The organism is Pseudoalteromonas sp. T1lg122 (assembly GCF_002964825.1).
Taxonomy (GTDB): domain Bacteria; phylum Pseudomonadota; class Gammaproteobacteria; order Enterobacterales; family Alteromonadaceae; genus Pseudoalteromonas; species Pseudoalteromonas gelatinilytica.
Genome location: NZ_PQCG01000032.1, coordinates 601,103 through 620,929 on the forward strand (window position 1 = coordinate 601,103; position 19,827 = coordinate 620,929).

The 19,827-nt window shown below is 40.6% G+C and carries 21 protein-coding genes; 13 read left to right on the forward strand and 8 right to left on the reverse strand.

Going from position 1 to position 19,827, the window contains the following annotated elements; all coding sequences use genetic code 11:
- Window positions 1-22: 22 nt before the first annotated feature.
- On the reverse strand, window positions 23-760 hold the full coding sequence (gene pdsO, locus C2M33_RS15130; RefSeq protein ID WP_105174821.1) for a sortase-associated OmpA-like protein PdsO: 738 nt from the start codon (window positions 758-760) through the stop codon (window positions 23-25).
- A 219-nt stretch (window positions 761-979) separates the two neighbouring features.
- Here pdsO and pdsR point away from each other — a divergent pair, with 219 nt between their 5' ends.
- From pdsR to C2M33_RS15145, 4 genes are all read left to right on the forward strand, one after another.
- A complete protein-coding gene (gene pdsR, locus C2M33_RS15135) occupies window positions 980-1,669 on the forward strand; it encodes a proteobacterial dedicated sortase system response regulator (RefSeq protein ID WP_105174822.1) in 690 nt (229 codons plus the stop codon).
- Window positions 1,669-3,795 (forward strand): proteobacterial dedicated sortase system histidine kinase, encoded by a 2,127-nt coding sequence (gene pdsS / locus C2M33_RS15140; protein WP_105174823.1) that lies wholly within the window; start codon window positions 1,669-1,671, stop codon window positions 3,793-3,795. Before pdsR ends, pdsS begins: the two co-directional genes overlap by 1 nt.
- 113 nt (window positions 3,796-3,908) lie before the next feature.
- Entirely contained in the window at window positions 3,909-4,079 is a 171-nt protein-coding gene (locus C2M33_RS21130) for a hypothetical protein (RefSeq protein ID WP_158685596.1), read from the forward strand.
- Between the two features lie 50 nt (window positions 4,080-4,129).
- Window positions 4,130-4,339 (forward strand): hypothetical protein, encoded by a 210-nt coding sequence (locus C2M33_RS15145; RefSeq protein ID WP_054560860.1) that lies wholly within the window; start codon window positions 4,130-4,132, stop codon window positions 4,337-4,339.
- Window position 4,340: 1 nt separating this feature from the next.
- On the opposite strand, the gene C2M33_RS15150 is transcribed toward C2M33_RS15145, so the two are convergent.
- From C2M33_RS15150 to C2M33_RS15165, 4 genes are read right to left on the reverse strand one after another with little or no spacing between them, the layout of a single operon-like run.
- The gene (locus C2M33_RS15150) at window positions 4,341-4,841 is read right to left on the reverse strand and encodes a DUF1543 domain-containing protein (protein WP_105174824.1); all 501 of its coding nucleotides are present in this window, start codon (window positions 4,839-4,841) and stop codon (window positions 4,341-4,343) included.
- An 8-nt stretch (window positions 4,842-4,849) separates the two neighbouring features.
- Window positions 4,850-6,193, reverse strand: coding sequence for a sigma 54-interacting transcriptional regulator (locus tag C2M33_RS15155; protein WP_105174825.1), 1,344 nt, complete (start codon window positions 6,191-6,193; stop codon window positions 4,850-4,852).
- 2 nt (window positions 6,194-6,195) lie between these two features.
- The gene (locus C2M33_RS15160) at window positions 6,196-6,723 is read right to left on the reverse strand and encodes a hypothetical protein (protein ID WP_105174826.1); all 528 of its coding nucleotides are present in this window, start codon (window positions 6,721-6,723) and stop codon (window positions 6,196-6,198) included.
- A 1-nt stretch (window position 6,724) separates the two neighbouring features.
- Entirely contained in the window at window positions 6,725-8,182 is a 1,458-nt protein-coding gene (locus C2M33_RS15165) for a sensor histidine kinase (RefSeq protein WP_105174827.1), read from the reverse strand.
- 312 nt (window positions 8,183-8,494) lie between these two features.
- Between C2M33_RS15165 and C2M33_RS15170 the strand changes: the two genes are divergently transcribed.
- The 5 genes from C2M33_RS15170 (at window position 8,495) to C2M33_RS15190 (ending at window position 11,294) form a co-directional block, all read left to right on the forward strand.
- The gene (locus C2M33_RS15170; protein ID WP_105174828.1) at window positions 8,495-8,722 is read left to right on the forward strand and encodes a cag pathogenicity island protein Cag25; all 228 of its coding nucleotides are present in this window, start codon (window positions 8,495-8,497) and stop codon (window positions 8,720-8,722) included.
- A gap of 9 nt (window positions 8,723-8,731) precedes the next feature.
- Window positions 8,732-8,959: a hypothetical protein gene (locus tag C2M33_RS15175; protein ID WP_105174829.1), complete on the forward strand. Its 228-nt coding sequence runs from the start codon at window positions 8,732-8,734 to the stop codon at window positions 8,957-8,959.
- Between the two features lie 129 nt (window positions 8,960-9,088).
- On the forward strand, window positions 9,089-9,322 hold the full coding sequence (locus C2M33_RS15180; RefSeq protein ID WP_063703291.1) for an EF-hand domain-containing protein: 234 nt from the start codon (window positions 9,089-9,091) through the stop codon (window positions 9,320-9,322).
- A 4-nt stretch (window positions 9,323-9,326) separates the two neighbouring features.
- Window positions 9,327-9,560: an EF-hand domain-containing protein gene (locus C2M33_RS15185; RefSeq protein ID WP_063703288.1), complete on the forward strand. Its 234-nt coding sequence runs from the start codon at window positions 9,327-9,329 to the stop codon at window positions 9,558-9,560.
- Window positions 9,561-9,653: 93 nt separating this feature from the next.
- Complete coding sequence (locus C2M33_RS15190) at window positions 9,654-11,294, forward strand: amidohydrolase (RefSeq protein WP_105174830.1); 1,641 nt, start codon at window positions 9,654-9,656, stop codon at window positions 11,292-11,294.
- Between the two features lie 2 nt (window positions 11,295-11,296).
- Here C2M33_RS15190 and C2M33_RS15195 read toward each other — a convergent pair whose 3' ends face one another.
- Window positions 11,297-11,527, reverse strand: a complete 231-nt coding sequence (locus C2M33_RS15195) for a YgjV family protein (RefSeq protein WP_063529621.1) — start codon at window positions 11,525-11,527, stop codon at window positions 11,297-11,299.
- Window positions 11,528-11,795: 268 nt separating this feature from the next.
- Between C2M33_RS15195 and C2M33_RS15200 the strand changes: the two genes are divergently transcribed.
- The 3 genes from C2M33_RS15200 to C2M33_RS15210 all read left to right on the forward strand — a co-directional run bounded on the left by C2M33_RS15200 (window position 11,796) and on the right by C2M33_RS15210 (window position 16,589).
- Window positions 11,796-12,452, forward strand: coding sequence for a Crp/Fnr family transcriptional regulator (locus tag C2M33_RS15200; RefSeq protein WP_054560870.1), 657 nt, complete (start codon window positions 11,796-11,798; stop codon window positions 12,450-12,452).
- Window positions 12,453-12,813: 361 nt separating this feature from the next.
- Window positions 12,814-14,424, forward strand: coding sequence for a hypothetical protein (locus tag C2M33_RS15205; protein ID WP_105174831.1), 1,611 nt, complete (start codon window positions 12,814-12,816; stop codon window positions 14,422-14,424).
- Between the two features lie 200 nt (window positions 14,425-14,624).
- Complete coding sequence (locus C2M33_RS15210) at window positions 14,625-16,589, forward strand: hypothetical protein (protein WP_105174832.1); 1,965 nt, start codon at window positions 14,625-14,627, stop codon at window positions 16,587-16,589.
- Between the two features lie 190 nt (window positions 16,590-16,779).
- On the opposite strand, the gene C2M33_RS15215 is transcribed toward C2M33_RS15210, so the two are convergent.
- Together C2M33_RS15215 and pepB are read right to left on the reverse strand one after the other, a co-directional pair.
- A complete protein-coding gene (locus C2M33_RS15215; protein WP_063703281.1) occupies window positions 16,780-17,346 on the reverse strand; it encodes a phosphoribosyltransferase in 567 nt (188 codons plus the stop codon).
- Between the two features lie 206 nt (window positions 17,347-17,552).
- On the reverse strand, window positions 17,553-18,848 hold the full coding sequence (pepB, locus tag C2M33_RS15220) for an aminopeptidase PepB (protein ID WP_063703280.1): 1,296 nt from the start codon (window positions 18,846-18,848) through the stop codon (window positions 17,553-17,555).
- Window positions 18,849-18,997: 149 nt separating this feature from the next.
- On the opposite strand from pepB, the gene sfsA reads away from it, so the two are divergent.
- Window positions 18,998-19,717, forward strand: a complete 720-nt coding sequence (sfsA, locus tag C2M33_RS15225; protein ID WP_063703277.1) for a DNA/RNA nuclease SfsA — start codon at window positions 18,998-19,000, stop codon at window positions 19,715-19,717.
- Window positions 19,718-19,827: the final 110 nt, after the last annotated feature.

Consider the following 19,827-nt stretch of genomic DNA (forward strand, 5'->3'; position numbering starts at 1 on the left):
TGTCACTCCATCGACCGATGAATTAGTGGTTACTTTGTGCTGTACGTAAGCTGCTTTGTGACACAGGGCGTGTCGTTAAGGTTACGCGGCGGTCAAACACGTTGTCTTCGTAGTTATTTGAATCGGCAACACTTTGCTGCTCACCAAAGGCGGTTGCGGTTAAGCGCGTATGAGGCACACCTTGTTTAATTAAGTAGCTTTGCACTGCATTTACACGCTGTTTTGAGAGCATTAAATTAGCCAATTCATCACCACGCTGATCTGCAAAGCCATTTAAGTCGATAGCCAAATTTGGCTGGGCAATCAATAACTGCGCGACTTTGTCGAGTTGATTTGCAAAGTGTGGGGCAATTTCGCTAGAGCCGGTTTTAAACTGTACCGTCATCGCCAGTAAGGTGTTTAATTGGGCTTGTAGTAACTGCTCTTTTTCGTCAGCTAATAATTCAAGCTGCTCACTTAGTGCTGCGTTATCGGCAATCACTTGTTGGTAATCAGCGGTTTGCTCCTTCATTACAACTAATGCGTGAGCTTGTTCATCAATGGTGTTGTCTGCCGCTTCTTTTTCACCAATTAAGCCACCAGCAAACGCGCCAATAAATGCTCCCATTGGGCCGCCGACTATGCCGCCAACAAGGGCACCTGCACCTAAGCCAATGGCTGTTTCTTTTGGTGTTTCTTGTTTAGTTTGACTCGCAGCGTCTGCAAAAGGGGCTACAGATACAACAGATGTAATAACAGCGGCAATAATTAATTTTTTCATGGTTTAATCCTTTTTCTACTTAATTGCTTGGCAACATTGGTTGGTGTTGCGAACTTGGTATGGAGCTATTAAAACAAGTCGAAATGGCAATAAAGGGGATCAAAAAAGGCAAACTGCTGAGCAATTATGGCAGAAAAATGGCAATCGCGTTTTTGCCAGTACGTAAGGCAAAAAATTAGGTATAGTTCGCTATAGAAAGAATTTAAGTAAGTATTAACAATGAAGAAAATAGCAATCGTTGAAGATGAAACAGCAATCCGCGAAAACTACACAGAAATGCTCAGCGCTCAGGGCTATCAGGTTGTAGGCTTTGCTGACAGAGCGAGTGCTGAACTGGCATTTAGTCAATCTTTACCCGATTTAGCCATTGTTGATATTGGCCTTGGCCATGAAGTGGATGGTGGTTTTTTACTTTGCCAAACATTACGCAGTCTATCTAAAACCTTACCGATTATATTTTTAACCGCCCGCGATAGCGAAATTGATACCGTATGTGGCCTGCGCATGGGTGCTGACGATTACTTAACCAAAGACATCAGTATGGCGCATCTTGCTGCTCGCATTGGTGCCTTGTTTAGACGCCTTGATGCCTTTGATCAACCCGCCGATCAAACCGCTCTTTTGCATCGCGGCCCGTTAAAGTTAGATACTCAGCGCATGCAGGTTTTTTGGCAAGAGCAACTGGTTGATTTAACTGTGACAGAATTTTGGATGGTACATTCGCTTGCACAGCGCCCTGGCCATGTAAAAAGCCGCAACGAATTAATGAGTGATGCCAAGATTTATGTTGATGACAGCACTATTACCTCACACGTAAAACGTATTCGTAAAAAGTTTATTGCTTTAGATGATGCATTTGACTGCATTGATACCGCTTACGGTATGGGTTATCGCTGGGAGCAAGCTTAATGCTGCGTTTGGGGCTTAGAACAAAGTTTATTTTCTTATCCTGCTTTTTATTTTTATTGCCTTGGCTTGGCTATGAATATGTTTGGGAAATGGAAAAGTTCTTAAGGCAAGGACAAGAAAAAACCTTAGTGGGCACCACCCGCGCACTCGCAACCGCATTACATGAGCGCCCCGCTTTGTTTGACTCGCAAACCAACTTTTTAGATCAAGTTGTAAAAGGCCGAGATTTATATGCCTATAATCTGAATAACCCGATTCAACTTGATGGTAAATTGTCGGAATGGCAGCCTTATCAAAGCTTATTTTGGCATTATGACAAGCGCTACTTACAGGGGTTAAGTAATGATCATCAACCAAGTGATCTAAGTTTTGATCACATGGTAGGCAAATACGAAAACTACCTTTATGCGGCATTTAAAGTCACTGATAACTCACTGGTGTATCGTGCTAAAAATGTGCTCAGCTTTACCCGTAATGATCACTTACAGATCATGTTAAAAACACCTGAAGGTGAGTTTAAAAGTTATGTGGTGGCTGCCCGCCAAGATGGTTGGGTTAATGCCTTTGATGCTTCGACACAAGAGCCTATCACTAAAATTCAAGGCTATTTTAAAAGCACCGACACGGGTTACAACATAGAACTGCGTTTTCCGCTTTCGATGCTAGGGAATAAGCTTGGTTTTGCTATTGAAGATTGGGATGAAGACAAGGTTGAGCCTCAGCTTATGTCGACCTCAAACCTACAAAACCCCAATGATATCGGCTCTGTTTTAGTACCTTCGCCGGAAATTAACCGTATTTTGAAAGGCATGGGCCACAGTGGCAGCCGAATTTGGGTCGTCGATAACCATCATCGCGTACTTGCACAATCAGGCTCAATTCATCATGCCGATGGCGTTTGGGCTGACGGCCTAAAAGAGGAGCCCGCAACAACCTGGTGGCAACGCTTTGAGCAAGATTACTTACACCCACTTTACTATAAAATTTTAACTCGCCCAGAAAATGAGTTTATTGATACCTTGCATGATGTCGCTGCGATGCAAGGTACTCACATAGCCAGTGCTTTAAATGGTAAACCCGCATCATCATGGCGCTTAACTCCAGATAACAAAGCCGTTATCTTATCGGCGGCCTACCCTATTTGGATCCAAGATAAAGTCATTGGTGCAGTAATCGCAGAAGAAACCACCAACGGCGTGCGCACTCTGCGTAATAAATCCTTAGAAAAGCTCTTTAATGTGATTTTAGCGGTGATGCTTGTTGGTACTGTGACACTGTTCTTTTTTGCTTCAAGAATTTCCAGCCGTATTCGCCGCTTACGTGATAATGCCGAGCAAGCTATTGATGCCCAAGGGCGGATCACCGGCAAAATTACTTATGCCGATTCGAATGACGAAATTGGCGACCTTTCTCGCAGCTTTGCCAACATTGTTAGCCGTTTAAGTGGTTATACTGATTACTTAGAAAATATGTCATCACGACTCTCCCATGAGCTGCGTACGCCTGTGGCTGTTGTACGCTCATCACTTGAAAATTTACAAATGCAGCCGCAATCTGAACTGAGTCAAAAATACCTCGACCGTGCCAGTGAAGGGGTTGAGCGGTTAGGTAAAATTATTACCACCATGAGTGAAGCAACGCGCCTTGAACAAAGTATTCAAAGCGCCGAGGCAGAAGAGTTTGACCTGACCAAGGTGATCACCGGCTGCATGCAGGGCTATCAAATAACCTATGGTGAAAGCCTATTTACCTTGTCGCTTTGTAAAGAGCCGTTAAATGTTAGTGGCGCACCAGAATTTATTGCCCAATTACTCGATAAGCTCATCAACAACGCACTCGAGTTTAAAACCTCGCAAAGCACAATTTCAGTCAGCTTAACCAAGCAAGAGCACCATGCATTATTAAAAATCAGCAACCAAGGGCCTTTGCTCCCTGACGGTTTAGTTGAACACATTTTCGACTCAATGGTCTCGGTGAGAAGTCAGCAACATCAACAGCAGCCACACTTGGGTTTAGGTCTTTATATTGTAAGGCTTATTTGCGATTACCATCACGGTAAAGTATTGGCAGAAAATTTAGATGATGGCACAGGTGTTGTGTTTACTGTGGAGCTGCCTATTAAATAAGCATATTTGCGTTACATATGATTACAGTTTAATGACTGGGTATTCACCGATAATTCAGATTACAGGACGTAATATTTGTAATACAAAAGGCAAATTATTCTTTGGAGGGCATCATGCGATCTGGATTACAACGTGAAGAGATTGAATTCATTATGGGGCTATTTAGCTATAATGAAACAACCGATAAACCAGCGGCTCCAAAAAAGCAGCCTGTAAAAGCTGACACTAAAAAAGTTGATACAGCGCAATATAAAGCAAACTACAAAGCAACTTATTTGACCTAGCTAAGGGTAGCTCATTACAATGGCGCACCTTTTGAATATAACGCCTTGTAATGAAAAAACACTCACCTAAAAAAGAACTGATTTTACTGCCCGTTTTATTCGTGGCTATCTTACTTTGTGTTGCAGGTCACTTCCTACTCCAGCCCAACTACCAAGACAGCCATACCGTTGAGTATTTACTCGCTGCACTGCCATTTGCTTTGTTTGGATTGGTGATTATCGCCTTTAAAGTTGCCAGTAAAAACGATAACCAAGATTAGATCAAAGAACGTAATAGCCAAACCAATCGGGCTTCATTGCTTGAGCTTGCCCGCTTGGCGTTAATTTTATTGATAAGTTGCTATCTAACAAATCAATCGCAAAACAATCGTCTACATCGTGTAAGTCATCTTTATGAAGATGAGTCATTCCCGCCAATAAAGACTCTTTAGCGCGTTGCTTTGCTTCTTCACTGCTACGCGCAACGTACAATGCAAAATCATGTTGCTCCGCAAGACTATCAGCTCGGTAAGCACCTAAATTCACAAAATACAGTTTTTCGGCTTGATGATGCGCAGTATCAACCACTTCGACCTGATAGCCATCGATGTGCTGAATTTGCATGTAGCTATCCATGTGCACATTGTTTTTATCACCCACCCATTGTGCTTTTAGTTTTGAGTAGGTTTGTTCAATGTTATCACCTACGACAAATCGAACGTCGTGCATTTCAATGTGACAACCTTGAATACGACCGCCCAGATAGACTAAAAAAAGCGCCATGTTTTTCCTTATATTAAGCTTTCAACATTAATGTTGTGCTTTTTAATTAATTTATAAAAATCTGAGCGATTACGTTTCGCAAGCTTTGCGGCTTCAGCAACATTACCCGCTGACATTTTCAGCGTATTAATTAAATAGTCTCGCTCAAATTCTTTTTTTGCATCATTTAACGAAAGTGGCTCAGCAATACTAACATTACTATTTAATGCACTCTCAACTAACTGAGCAGCAATCACTTTACCAGGTGTAAGGGCTACTACCTGCTCTATCACATTTTGTAATTGACGGATATTACCCGGCCAGTCATAGCGAACCAAAGCATGCATTGCATCATTGGCAAACTGCTTTTGATCTTGCCCCATACGTTTAGCAATTAGACCTGCAAAATGCTGTGCTAGCAAACTGATATCTTCTCGGCGTTCACAAAGCGGAGGCAATTTTAAGTTCACCACGTTTAATCGGTAATATAAATCTTCACGGAACTGCTGATTATTGATTGCCTCAGGAAGATTCTTATGAGTCGCCGACACCACCCGCACATCAATTGGGATCTCTTCTTGAAAGCCTACAGGACGAATGGTTTTCTCTTGTAAAACCCTTAGCAGTTTTACTTGTAAATTTAGCGGCATATCACCAATTTCGTCTAGAAAAAGGGTACCACCTTGTGCTTGTTGAAACAAACCTTGATGGTCTTTGACTGCACCTGTAAACGCACCTTTTTTATGTCCAAATAATTCAGACTCTAAAAGCTCTCCCGGCACAGCGCCGCAGTTAATTGCCACAAATGGCCCATCACTAACATGGCTGTGTTGATGTATCGCTTGTGCAAGGAGTTCTTTACCTGTTCCACTAGCACCGGAGATCAATACATTCACTTGCGTTGGACCAAGCAATTTAACTTGCTCAAGTAGATGCAACATCGCCCCGCTACGGGTGACAATATTTGTTTGTGTGGGTGTTTCATCACCATGTACACCATGGATCTCGATAGCTTTAGCAAGGCTGTCGAACAGCTCATCTTTATCAACCGGTTTGGTAATAAATGCAAATATACCTTGCTTCGTCGCTTCCACTGCATCAGGTATCGAACCATGTGCTGTCATCATAATCACCGGCATTGAAGGATAACGACTTTGTAACTGGCGATGTAGAGCCATGCCGTCCATTTCATCCATTCTTAAGTCAGTGATTACCGCATCATAGGTTTGGTTTTTTAGTGTTTGTAATGCCTCAATGCCACTTTCAACTGTGCTTACCTGATAGCCTTTAGATTCAATCCGAATAGCCAGTAATTTTAATAAGCTGGCATCATCATCAACTAATAAAACCCGTGGTTTTGTTTCTTCACTCATGATTACTGCTCCTTGGTTTCTTCACGTAGCAGAAGTTGTTGTTCGATAGTCGCAAGCGACGATAAGGTTTTTTCCATTTCATCACTCAGTGCTTGCTTAGCTTGTTTTGCCGCTAAATTCTGTTGTAAATATTGCTTTTGTAACCATAGATACTGCTTAATATCATCTGGCCAATAAAAAGCATGGTCACTTTTTTCAAGCTGATTAAGGGCTTTTTCTGGCTCTGAAGCACCGAGTAAACAAATTGACTCAAACAGACGCTTTAGCTCATTTTCGCCGACATAATTTGCTTTATCAGAAGCCGCTTTAAAGCCACCACACTTGGCTGCATGCCAAGCAATGACTGTACTTGCAGGCGGGTATAACGGCTCACTTTTCGGCCGAGGCTTGGGATTAGGTTGCCCTTGAGATTTCACATCTGCTGTCGGCTCTACTTGCTCTGCCTCAACATGCTTTTGCGTGATCGTGCACCCTGTTATAAAAAGTGTGCCTATAACAAGCATAAAACTGGCTTTATTCGCTAAGCCCATATCAGTTAACTCCTTGGGTTAATTGAATTGGTAAAATGGCTGTAAATACACACCCTTGTGGCTCATTATCTGTAATAGAGAGCTTACCGTTTAATTGTTCAACGGTTTCTTTAACTATGGTTAAACCGAGTCCGCTGCCCATTTCAGTATGTTGTTTTGCATTCTTACCTTGGTAAAAAGCCCCAAATACAGCGGCTTTTTCAGTATCCTCTATCCCTACACCTAAGTCGCTGACACTCAAAATTAACTGTCCCTGCTTTAAGCTTGCTTTTATTGTCACTGACTCATGTTCCGGCGAAAACTTTAGCGCATTTGAAGTCAATTGAATGAGCACCATTTCAAGTAGCTCAATTGAGATAAACAAGGCTTTATTTGGTAACTCGTTCACCCACACAATGGATAAGTCACGCGCTGATAATCGGTGCTCAAAATGACGCTCAATTTTATTCATCATCAAATTAAAGTTAAGCTCGCTTAGGCTTTGCTTACTCGTGCGAATGGCGTTGTAACTCAATAAGCTTTCAATCATAGCTCTGAGTCGCACCATACTTTGTGTTATTAGCCCAAGGACAGCTTGTTGCTCGCTATTGATTGGGCCAACAATTTCATCTGCGAGTAAGTCTGTGCCTTCAACCATCGAAGCTAGGGGCGTTTTTAATTCATGTGTCACATGGCGTAAAAATGTATCTTTTTGCTGCTCAAGCATATGTAGCTGTGCTTGAACCCACTCTAGTTTGTTACCTAATTCAACTAACTCTGACGAACCTCTAACTTGAATTTTTTGCTGCCAATGGCCTTGTCCAAGTTTATCAATAACATGTGTGAGCTCCCTGAGCCGTCCGCTGATCCGCCAAAGAAACCCGCCCCCGACCAATAAAGTGAGTGGAATTAACGCAAATAACCAATTAATAAATGAAGCTTGAAGTGCTTTTAATTGCTGCTGATTTTTTGTGATGCGTAATTCATTTTGCTCTTTGAGCCAATTTGTTTGCTCACTGATAAGCTTACTAGCGGGTGCAAACAGCTCACCATCTTGCTTTTGTTCTATTAATAAATGTTGATGCGCAAATTGTAATACCTCAGCCAATTGCCGCCACTGCGAGACATAATCAGCGGTTGGGCTTAAGAAAATGAGCTCATCGACACTTTGCAGTGACGATTGCCACTTGTTGGCAATTAAGCTATCGAGGGATTCACTTTTAAGCACCCAGTTTTGTCGAGTTGCTCGTTCAAGGCTATTTAAGTCTTGTTTGAGGTTGTTAAATGCTTTGGTAATTTCGTAATTGTCACCGACGATTTCTTGAGTCACTGCAAGCTGCTTATTGAGCGCATTTAAAAATAAAATCACCACCAAGGATAACGGCAGCAAAGACAGCAAAATGCTACAGACGAACTGGCCAATAAGACTAGGTCGCCAATTGAGTAACTGTTTTATTTTTATCGCTACTTTATTTTGCATATTCACTCTCAACATAATTGCAGATGCTGATTATTAGTGAACAAACTTAGACACTCGCTGAATCCGACCTTAAAAAGGACTGATTTTCACCCAAAAACCGATACAAAGTTGCTATTTAGCAACAAGCTAACTCATTGAAATAAAATAGATAAACTTTTAACACCTGAAAATCGTTGCAAAAAAGACACAACACCCTGTAACTATTTCGCATTCAAAACCACACAAAACCCATAACCAATTGATAATTAAATATTTTTAAAATTGGCACTGATTTTGATTAGTACTAAGCAAATTAGTTTTTTAGGACACAAAATGAAAGTAACGGCCTTGGCAGCTCCCCTGCTTATAAGTCTAATCTCGTTAAGTAGTTATGCACTTGATTTGCAAACAACGTTTAACGAACTCGATAAAGACAGTAATGGTTTTTTGAGTGAAGCTGAAGCATCTGAAGATGCATTATTACATGGCAACTTTACGCAAATTGATAGTAACCAAGATGGCCAAATTTCATTTTCTGAGTTTCAGTCGTTTATTCAATAGGAGATTGTAATGAAACAACTATTAGCTGCATTCTCGCTGATGTTTTTAGTTATCAGCGCCACCGTTTTAGCATCACAAATGGATGTTCGATTTGCTAAGTTTGATATTAACGCCGACGGCGAGATTTCATTAACTGAAGCAACCAAACACGATAACATACTTAAGCAATTTGCCGATCTGGATGAAAACGGCGATCAGGTTCTGTCTGAACAAGAGTTTGAAAAATTCAAACCTTAACGGCTTAAAGTGCTTGCCATAATCCCAGAGGGAATGTGTAAACGGATTTAAATTTTGGGAGTTAAATTATGGCAAGCACTTTTATTTATAAAGGGGTGTAATTATGAGTATGAATAAAGGAGTGTAATTATGAGAATTTTCTGGCTTGCTTCATGTACCTTAATTACTATAAGCTTCAATAGCTTAGCATTGGATGTAAAACAACGATTTGATCACCTAGATAAAGATAAAAATGGCTTTTTATCTGTGCAGGAATTGTCATCGCAACCGCACTTGCAAAAACGCATGGCGCAGTGGGATACAGATAAAGATCAACAAATCTCGCTCCTTGAATTTAAACACTATTTAACAAACAAGAGTTAAAGTAATGTCAAAATTAACCTTTGCCAGCCTAATTTTATGTTGTGTAACTAGCACAGTGAGTTTTGCTGCAGATAGTATTGGTGAAAAATTTAAACAACTTGATCGTAATGACGATGGTTACCTGACTCGCTCAGAGTCTGCGAGAGACCCTGCTCTATGGTCACGTTTCAAAAACTACGACAGTGATAAAGATAATAAATTATCGCTCAGTGAATTTAAGGTCTACGCAAGCAAATAAAGCGTTACAGTTAATTATTTACTTGCAGCTGAGTTGCAGTTTACTGCAACTCTGATACTGTTTTCATAAATCAATAAAAACTATTAGAAGATTATGAAACTCATCATCAGCTTACTAGCAACAGCATCACTTAGCTGCTTTGCCAACACCACTGTTATTTATAATGTAAATGGCTACACGCCTACCTACAAAGGCGAAACCCAACACTTTTCAGCACTGGTTTTTAAAGACGGTAAAGTCGTAAAAACAGGCACTGACTCAATTAAAAATAGCTTCCCTGACGCCACCGCAATTGATGGCAAGCAAGCCACGTTGTTACCTGGCTTAGTCGATGCTCATGGCCATGTAATTGGTTTAGGTAATAACCTTTCACAACTTGATGTCAGAAATACGCGCTCGGCAGATGAGGTTGGTAAAATGCTGGCTGAGTTTGCCAAAGATAAACAAGGTTGGATCATTGGTCGCGGTTGGAATCAAGAGCAATGGCCTGGCGGTGAGTTTCCAACTGCAGCTGATTTAGACAAATATGTAAAAGACAAACCTGTGGTGCTTTCTCGCGTTGATGGCCATGCTGTGTGGGTTAACTCAAAAGCCATGGAACTTGCAGGTATTGATAAACAAACTCCCTCTCCTGCCGGCGGTGAAATTTTAAAGCTGGATTCAGGGTTACCTTCTGGGGTATTCATTGATAAAGCCGAAACGCTTGTTACCCAACATGTACCAAAAGCAAGCCATGCCAGCATTAATACGGCATTAGATAATGCAGGTAAACATCTACTAAGTTTGGGTATTACATCAACCCATGATGCCGGTATCGATTACGACACGTGGCAAGTGTACAAGCAGCGCTCTGAGCAAAAGTCCCTTCCTGTCAGAATCGTAGCCATGCTAAGTGCTGCCGATCCTCAACTAGAAACCATGCTCAAAGCAGGCAAATATAAAGACATGAATGACATGCTGTCGATTCGAAGTGTCAAAGTGTATGCAGATGGTGCTTTAGGCAGTCGAGGCGCAGCCCTCATCGAGGAATACGCAGATCGTAAAAATCACCACGGCTTAATGCTTGAAACCCAAGAAAAGCTTGAACAGCTATTCAACTTAAGCTTTGCTCATGGCTTTAGTGCGAACACCCATGCAATTGGTGATAAAGCCAATCACGTGGTGCTCGATGCTTATGAAAATGTGTTTAAAAAAACCGGTGGCATTTTACTTCGTAACCGAATTGAACACGCACAAATTGTGACTCCTGAAGATATCCCTCGTTTTAAAACGTTAAAAATTATTCCTTCAATGCAGCCTGTTCATGCAACCTCTGATATGCATATGGCAGAGCAGCGCCTGACTGAAAAACAACTTGAAGGGGCGTATGCTTGGAAAACCTTTTTAGCGCAAGGCTCTGTAATTGCAGCAGGTTCTGACTTTCCTGTAGAGCTTGCTGATCCGTTTGATGGCTTATATTCAGCCATTACACGAATGGATCATAATCAACTTCCTGAAGGTGGCTGGCGACCACAAGAGCTGCTATCGCGTGATGAAGCTTTGCGTGCGTTTACTTTAGGTGGTGCTTATGCTGCACATCAAGAGTTTAAGATAGGTAGTTTAGAGCAAGGAAAGTGGGCTGACTTTATTTTGATTGATAAAGACTATTACAAAGCCCCAGTTTCTGAGATCCACGATATAAACGTGACACAAACTTGGATTGCGGGCGAGTTAAAATATAAAAAAGAGGAATAATATTACTCGGCGTCAGCTTTTTGCTGACGCTTTAATTTAATGATGTGGAAAATATTCACAAACGCCAGTAAACCATTGGTGAAGGCCACCGGAACGGCACCTATTGCCAGTCCGTAGAAGGTAAATGCAATACACCCTGCTAGGTTGAGCCAGCGTAGTTTTACTACATCGCTCATTGTCAAAGAAGCAACCAACAGTGCTGACGCTAAATAGCCTAAATATTCCCAACTCAATTGTTCTCTCCTAGGCTTTAGGTTAGCATTGGAGCTTGTCATTTTTTTTGACGCACTCTGTGCTAGTTTGACAATAAAATAAAAAAGCTAACTTACTAAAAACCTTGTAAAGCTTAAGAATAATCTTGGCTTTAAAATCATTACACGGGAAATGAAGGTATCAGTAACGTGAATCACCTTACTAGCAAGTTAGCGTAAATTCTTAGAATCTTAATGCTAACGTCATTAAGATGTAATAAATAGGACAATTGTCCGAAGAGCGGCGTTAATGTTTCAATATCATTTTTCAAGCTATCTTGTTGACCAATTACTGACATTTGCTGGCAGTAGTTTTCAACAAGCTAAAAAAGAAGTGCTGATCCACCAAGATCAACCTTTGTCAAAACTCGTATTAGTGAGAAGTGGCACAGTGTCGTTCAGCTATGACGTGGGTAATGGCCGACGCCTTCTTTTGGGCCAGCTTGATTGTAACAACACTCTGATTGGTGAAATTGAAGCACTGAATAACTACCCGTGTATCTACACAGTTACGTGCTTTAGCGATGTAAGTTATAACCTAATTGAGCTTAAACATTGGCGCGCACTACTCTTAGAAAAGCCAGAGTTAAGCTTGTACACAGCGCAAACAATTGCCGCTAAATTCCAAGAAAACCAAAAAATAAATTTAGATAAGCTGCTATTACCACTTAGCTACAACATAGCTAAAGATTGCTTATTAAGAGCTGAAAACAGTAACCCAACGTTACTGCGTGCCTACCCTACCGTAAATGCTGAAGCTGAGCGCTTTGCCACCACCGAAAGAGCATATAGACGCGTCGTTACAGAATTGGTTGAAAAAGGCTTAGTGCAGCGTAGTAATCAAGGCTTACAAGTAGTAGATATCGACAAGCTTAGCGACTACGTCGAAAGTTTTGCGCAGTTATAAATGTGTTACAAATTTTTCTTAAATGCTTTAAAATAATATTACCAAACTGAAAAGCAAAGTCAGCATAAGTTCAGTTGGATAATCTATAAATATTCATAGAGTTAAGCTTTTTAACAGCAAAGCTCTGTATTATAATTTTGCAAAGCGGTGTGTTGTCACAAGTTACACCTGAAAGATGAGACAGAACTTTCTTATTTTATTAATGAAAGTATATATAATGTTCACTTGACGTATATATAATGTACGCTTATCCTTCAATAACAGATAACCATGTGTGGCGTTTTTTCGGTGCACAAACCGGTACTATTTGCTCTAATAAAAGTCTGATTACTTTACGAGAAAGGAAAGAAAGGTAACGATTATGGGAAACAATGAATTTAAACTAACCAAGCTAGCGCTAGCGTTAGGTGTCACTTTAAGCTTAAGTGGTTGTTTGAGTGATGACGACAAAAACGACACAGTGCCTGAGCCACCAGTACCTACAGTAGACGTTCCTGTGGCTGATACCCCTGAGGATTTAACGTTCTACGTTTCAGGTAACGTAGTTCAAAAATCAACAGGTAATCCAATTGCTGCAACAATTATGTTTTACCAAGATGGTGCTCCTTCTGAAAATGTTGTTGATATCGACGGTAACGCTATTACCTCTATTACAACTGAAGATGGTTCTTTCACATTCAATCTAGCATCATCTGATGTTTCTACGCTTAAAATGATTGTTTCTTCAGATGAGTTCATTTCTAAAACTTCAATTTTAGATTTCTCTGAAGTGGACAGCTCTGAGCCTTTTGAAGCTTTCGTCCAACTTACAAAACTTGATACAACAGTAACATCAGCTTCTGGCACAGGTACAACCACTTCTGGTCAACTTGCTGAAGAACTAACTGTATCAGCAGATGCAGACTCAAGCTCAGCGTCTGTTGCAATTGGTACAGATGTTGTTTTACAGGATGCAGATGGTAATGCAATCGCAGACGGTGATATTAGCTTATCTGTAGTTACTGCTGATGTTGACGCAGCTTCAGGTAAAGCGAAAGCAATTGACCTTATCCCTGATGGCTTAAATGAATCAAGCACAACTACTGTTCAAGTTCCTGTTTCGATGATGAATATTGAAATGAAAGCTGGTGATTCAAAAGTTAAAAACTTCTCTAGCCCAATTTCTCTTACTGCATCATTACCAGCAACAGTTAATGGCCAAGCAATTTCTGAAGGCGATTCTCTAAGTGTAATGTCTTATAACGAAGATACTGGTGAGTGGGCAACAGAAGATTCTGTAACAGTAGACGCTGACGGTAATGCAACTGTTTCTACTAATCACTTATCTGGCTGGCCTTTCCTTTGGAGCTTCCCAGCTTGTACAGCGGTACCAACTTTCGCATTAGGTGGCTACCCTGGTAGCGTACCATTAATTATTGATATTGATACTCCTCAATTCTCATACAGCCGCCGTATTAAATCTGGCAGCGGTAACCTATTCTTACGTGCTGCAGCTAAGTATGGCTTATGGAATACATTAAATGCTCGTATCTCTGTACGTGATTTACTAGGTAACTCATGGGGTTTCAGCTCACAATTAGTATGTGGTCCAATTTCAATTCCAGTTACACAACCTTACGAAATCGTTAGTGAGAATATCAATGTAACTTATTCTTGTTCTAACGCGAGCGAAGATTTCCAAGATAATACGTACCCATTCACAGGTGCTTTAGTTAAGTATGCACAAGCAAACAGAATTAAAACTGCTGCAACGGGTTCTGACGGTTCATACAGCTTAACAGGCCTACAAAGTGGTCAACAGTATGATGTTGTATTCACTCCACGTGGTGTTGACGTTGATCAACAAACATTCACTATTACAGCCGATGGCACTGATGAGACATTCAACGTCGTTCGTGATAACTGTGAATTAGAAGAAGTTCCTGTAACTGGTGGTACTGGTTCAACTGGTTCTACTGGTGGTAACGGCTAATCAAATTTAGTTTGTTAAGGTTTTAAAAATACCTCCTCTGGGAGGTATTTTTTTATCTAAATTTCTTCTTACACCAATAATCCTATTTTTTAAAATAATTAAACAGATCATTAGCAACTTCCTTGACGTAAAAGTGTATGGCTACTAGCATTAATTTTCATACAAATGCAGTAAAAATTAACTTTACAAGGAAAGTGACGATGAAAAAGTCTAGCTTTAACTTATCTAAACTAGCTTTTGCAGTAAGCTCTACGCTGATCTTAGCGGGCTGTTTTAGTGATAACGATAACAATGAAACAATACCTGAACCCCCTACCCCCACACAAAATGTAGCAGTCCCGCCAGTTGCAGCAGCCGTACAAGCTGGTGCGTTAACAATCAACATCGCAGACCTTACAGGTCAACCATTACCTGACTCAGTCACTGCAATGATATCATTTACATCAAGTGAGGATGGGCTTTTATCTGGTGGTGGTGAAGAGTTGACAGATAGTGATAAATCAACAACAGGTAGTGCATTTGCCTTTACTGTCGAGTCAATTCCTGCAGAAGGCAGTACCTATGAGTTTATAATTACCGCTGAAGGGTACCTAAATAATAATGCCTCTATAACCTTGTCATCTACTGATAATATTGGTGCTAAAGAAGTTCGTTTAACACCACGAGAGCTGAGTGATTCTGATGTTGCTGTTGCTGCTGCGACTGAAGCGGTTTCATCATTAAAAGGGGAGTCAGGGGAAGATGTTACTGTAACTTATGATCCATCAACAGGACTATCACTAGATGGCGCTGACAAAATAGTATTAAAACAAGAAATCGATAGTTCAAAAGCAAATATTGCTGTTGGCAGTGCTACTGTAAAACTTAAAAACGGAACTAAGTTTCTTGATAAAGATGGAACAGCATTAACCTCTGCTCCTCAAATGACCTTGGCTTATTTTGCAAATGAAGCAACAAGAAATAATACCGAAACAGAAGATAACGCCCTAGAAAGCTCTTCACTAGATGCTTTTCCTGGTGGACTTTCATTGTCTGTCACAGCTCCAAATAGCGATACAGAACAAGTTGAAGGTTCATTTACATCAGGTGGTTTTGTTGCAATAGAGCTAGTTGATGATGAAGGAAACAAAGTTAGTACGTTTGGTGAAGATGATGGTGGTGAACCTATTTCAATTGAAGTCGCAATGCAGGTTGATAAAAACACCTTGAATCCTTGCCCTGTAACATACGATGAAGCTTCAACAGACAGTCTTTCAGCCCAAGCAGAAGCGAACGGTTATGCGAATGGTGTTTGTACTCTTGAAAGTCCAACGTCTAGAGATTTAGCTGTAAATGATATTTTTCCTGTTTGGAGCTATGATGAAGACACAGGAAAATGGTCGTTTGAGAATTATGGGTTAGTAAAAGATAGTGGTGCAGCAAATACATTTGATGTTGAAGTCTCTGTTAATCACCTGTCTTATTGGAACTTGGATTATTTCACATATCAAATAGGCGCTTCAAAGTGCCCAGGAAATACTCTTTCATTTAATGTAGTTGATGTAAATAATGACCCAAATACTTTACGTGCAGACCTCTTAATCGAAGCCAAGGGTTATCGCCAACGAATTTATAATTATGGAGGAAACTATTCAGAAGGAACCTTCAGAAATCCTCCATCGTTCCCTGCATCTATTAAATTTATTCGTGGTAGTAAAAATGTTTTAGATGGTATTGTTGGCGAAGCGAGCGCTGATGGAGTGGTTTCAAAATTATCTTTTGATAATTTATGTGACTTAAATGGTAAAACTATTAAGCTTAATGTCACACCTCCATCAATGGTTTCACAGCAATTCAAGTCTCAGTTGGTATGTAGTAATACTGAAGATTTTGATGTTGATGCATCCCCTGTAGCTACGCCAGCGATTGTATATATCTACGATACTAGTTGGATGTGGCAAGGTAGAGTTTATACAGGAGCTAATGGGCTAGGTAATTTTAACCTAGAGGAAGGCTCTAATTACTATGTTGGCTATTTCAATTACACAAACTATAGCTGGAATGTAAAAGAAATTACTGCAAGCAATACAGTTGAAAATTTAGATATACCCACTATCTGTGAAGTTGAAGAACAACCTATTACAGGTGGTACAGGATCAACGGGATCTACTGGTGGTAATGGCTAATTTTTAACACTAGAAATAACTATTTAAACCGCGCTTATGCGCGGTTTTTTATTGCCTTTTTAAAACTATACATAAACACCAATCTTCTCTTTAGTGATAAGCATCAATAAATTTGTGCAACTTAAACTACTCTTAATTACAGGCAATAAAAAAGGCTCACTAGGAACCTTTTTTGATATTTTGAGCGAAGTTACTTTTCCAGTAAAATGTCGTGGATATTCGCTAAATCAGACTTACCTTCGATGATTTCATCTGGCGTTAGGCCTGAAAGCTCATGCGGGAACACAAGCCACTCTTCAGACTCATGAATGTAATAATCTGGCACCATGTCTACTTTTGAGTTTTTCGGCTTGTAGTATGGGCATGCAACGCGGATATCACGTGGTAGGTTCAAACGCATTAGTTCAGAAAGCTTTTCTTTTAATGCAACAATACTACGACCAGAATCGAATACGTCATCAACGATTAGTAATGAGTTATCTGCATTGGCATTTTCAATGATGTAATGCAAACCGTGAACTTTGATCTCTTTAGATTGCTGGTTAATACCGTAATACGAAGAAGTACGCACTGCGATATGGTCAGTTTCGATACCTTTGTAATCGTAATATTCTTGAACTGCGATACCAATTGGAGCACCACCACGCCAAATACCAATGATGAAATCAGGACGGAAACCATCTTCATAAACTTGTGCCGCAACACGAAATGAATCTTCAAGAAGCTGCTGCGCAGTAATATAGCACTTATCTGACATAAATAGAGACCCCAGTGTGGATGATCATTCAAGTGTAGCTAATTTAATAAAAACTAACCACAGGATGAGAAAATGTGGGGCGGGATTTTATACTAATTTACTCAAAAAAGCTTGTATCAGTTTGTAAAATTACCTGTTAGATCAAAAAAGCCCCTTAACTTAGATAAAGTTAAGGGGCTTTTAATTAACTAAAAAAAGATAATTGCTTATGCTTTTTCTAGTAATGTTCTTGCAACGGTACGCATACCTTGTGTTGTCGCGCCAGCAGCCCACTCGCTTGTGCTGCCCATGTTAAATGCAGCCGCAAGGTCAATATGCACCCAACCTTTGCCTTCATTTGGCACAAAGCGTGATAAGAAGCCAGCCGCATTAGAAGCGCCACCGTAACCACCGCCTTTTTGAGGACGGCTATTTGCAGTATCTGCATATGGCGATGGGCAGTTTTGTTGGTGCCATTTTTCAAGTGGTAATGGCCAAGCGGCTTCCATTTCTTGCTCTGCAAAGTCTTGTACGTCACGTACAAGCTCTTTATCAAGACCAAACAATGCATTGTACTCTTGACCAACAGCAACAAGCGCAGCGCCTGTTAGTGTTGCTGCATCAATGATTAATGGCGCACCAGACTCACCTGCAGCCATTAAGCCATCAGCAAGCACTAAACGGCCTTCTGCATCAGTGTTAACGATTTCAACCGTTGTACCATTCTTATAAGTAAGGATATCGCCAAGTTTATAGGCATGACCTGAAATAAGATTTTCTGCACAACATAAGAATAGTTTAATGCGTTTGTTGATACCACGGCTGATAGCAAGCGCTAAGCCCGCAGTTACTGTAGCAGCACCACCCATATCGCACTTCATACCTAACATGCCTTCACTTGGCTTGATAGAATAACCGCCTGAGTCAAACGTAATGCCTTTACCAACTAAAGCAGCCGCAACAGGTGCGTTCTCGTCACCCGTTGGGTTGTAATCTAATGCTAATAATACCGGTGGACGCTCACTACCACGACCTACCGCGTGAATACCAATCCACTGTTGCTCCAATAAAGCATCACCTTTAATGATTTGGTAGCTTACGTGCTCAGGCGCTAATGACTGAATAAACTCCGCCGCTTTACCGGCTAGGCTTTCTGGGAAAATATCATCAGCTGTGCCATTGATCATTTGACGAGCCCACGTCGCTGCTTGCTTTAAAGAAGCTAATTCTTTGCTGTCTGTTTTTGCATTTTCAACAAATTCAATCGCATCTAAATTCTTAGGTGAAACAAAGCCTTGATAGAAAGCCCATTGAGATTCAGTGCACCAAACATCGCCTACTAACGCAATATTTTTTAAGCCTTGATTAGCTAACGTACGTGCTGCTTTTTGTACGTTTTTAAGTGTATCTTGCTCAGTTAGATGAACAGTTGCGCCTTGTTCAGTAAAAGAAAGAGCGGCTTTTTCGCCCCAATGTGCGGCAGCGCCCTGCTCGCTAAGTTGAACTAGAAATTTTTCTGACATGTTAGAATACTCTTTGCGCTAAAAATGTTGCTTGAGTTTACTACAGCCTTCGTCAGTTCCCAACAGCTTGCGATAAATAGCGTTATGCTGTTTGGTTCTATCCTTGTCTTGAATCACATACAATAAAGAAAAACGAATTATTTAAAGTTATGAAATTTACTCCCGCATTACAATCAGCCACCTTAATTAAGCGTTACAAGCGCTTTTTAGCTGACTTAAAAACGGCTGACGGAGAAGAGTTTACAGCTCACTGCGCTAATACCGGCAAAATGACAGGCTGTGCAGAGCCTGGCTTTAATGCTTTCTATTCAACAAGCGATAATGCCAAACGCAAATATCCTCATTCGCTGCAATTAACCCAGAACCAATTTAACCAATTGATATGTGTAAATACGGCTATAGCAAATAATGTTGTGCAAGAGGCGCTCGAAGCAGGCACGATTGCTGAACTTGCAAACTACCAAACCATTGCTGCAGAAGTAAAATACGGCCAAGAAAACAGCCGCATCGACTTTTTATTAACAGATGATCAAAAACCTCATTGTTATGTTGAAGTCAAGTCAGTGACCTTACTGTCGCAAACAGAGCCGCAGTCTGGGCAAGGGTATTTTCCCGATGCAAAAACTGAGCGTGGCCAAAAGCACCTTCGAGAGCTTGTCGAAATGGTGCAGCAAGGACATCGTGCGGTCCTTTTATTTGCTGTTTTACATGAAGGTATTAACCAAGTAAGTGCGGCAACTCATATTGACCCTAAATACGCACAACTTTTAACTGATGCAATTGAAAAAGGCGTTGAAGTTATTGCTTACAAAGCAAAAATATATGCTGATGAGATAAAAATACAGGAAAAATGCCCATTCATCGCCTAAGCTACTCTTTTACTAAAACGACAATAAAAGCACGATTTAAGTTGTATTATTTTTTTTTGCCCATATAACTTAGCAAATTTAAAAAATTTACGGATAGTTAAGGGCTTATA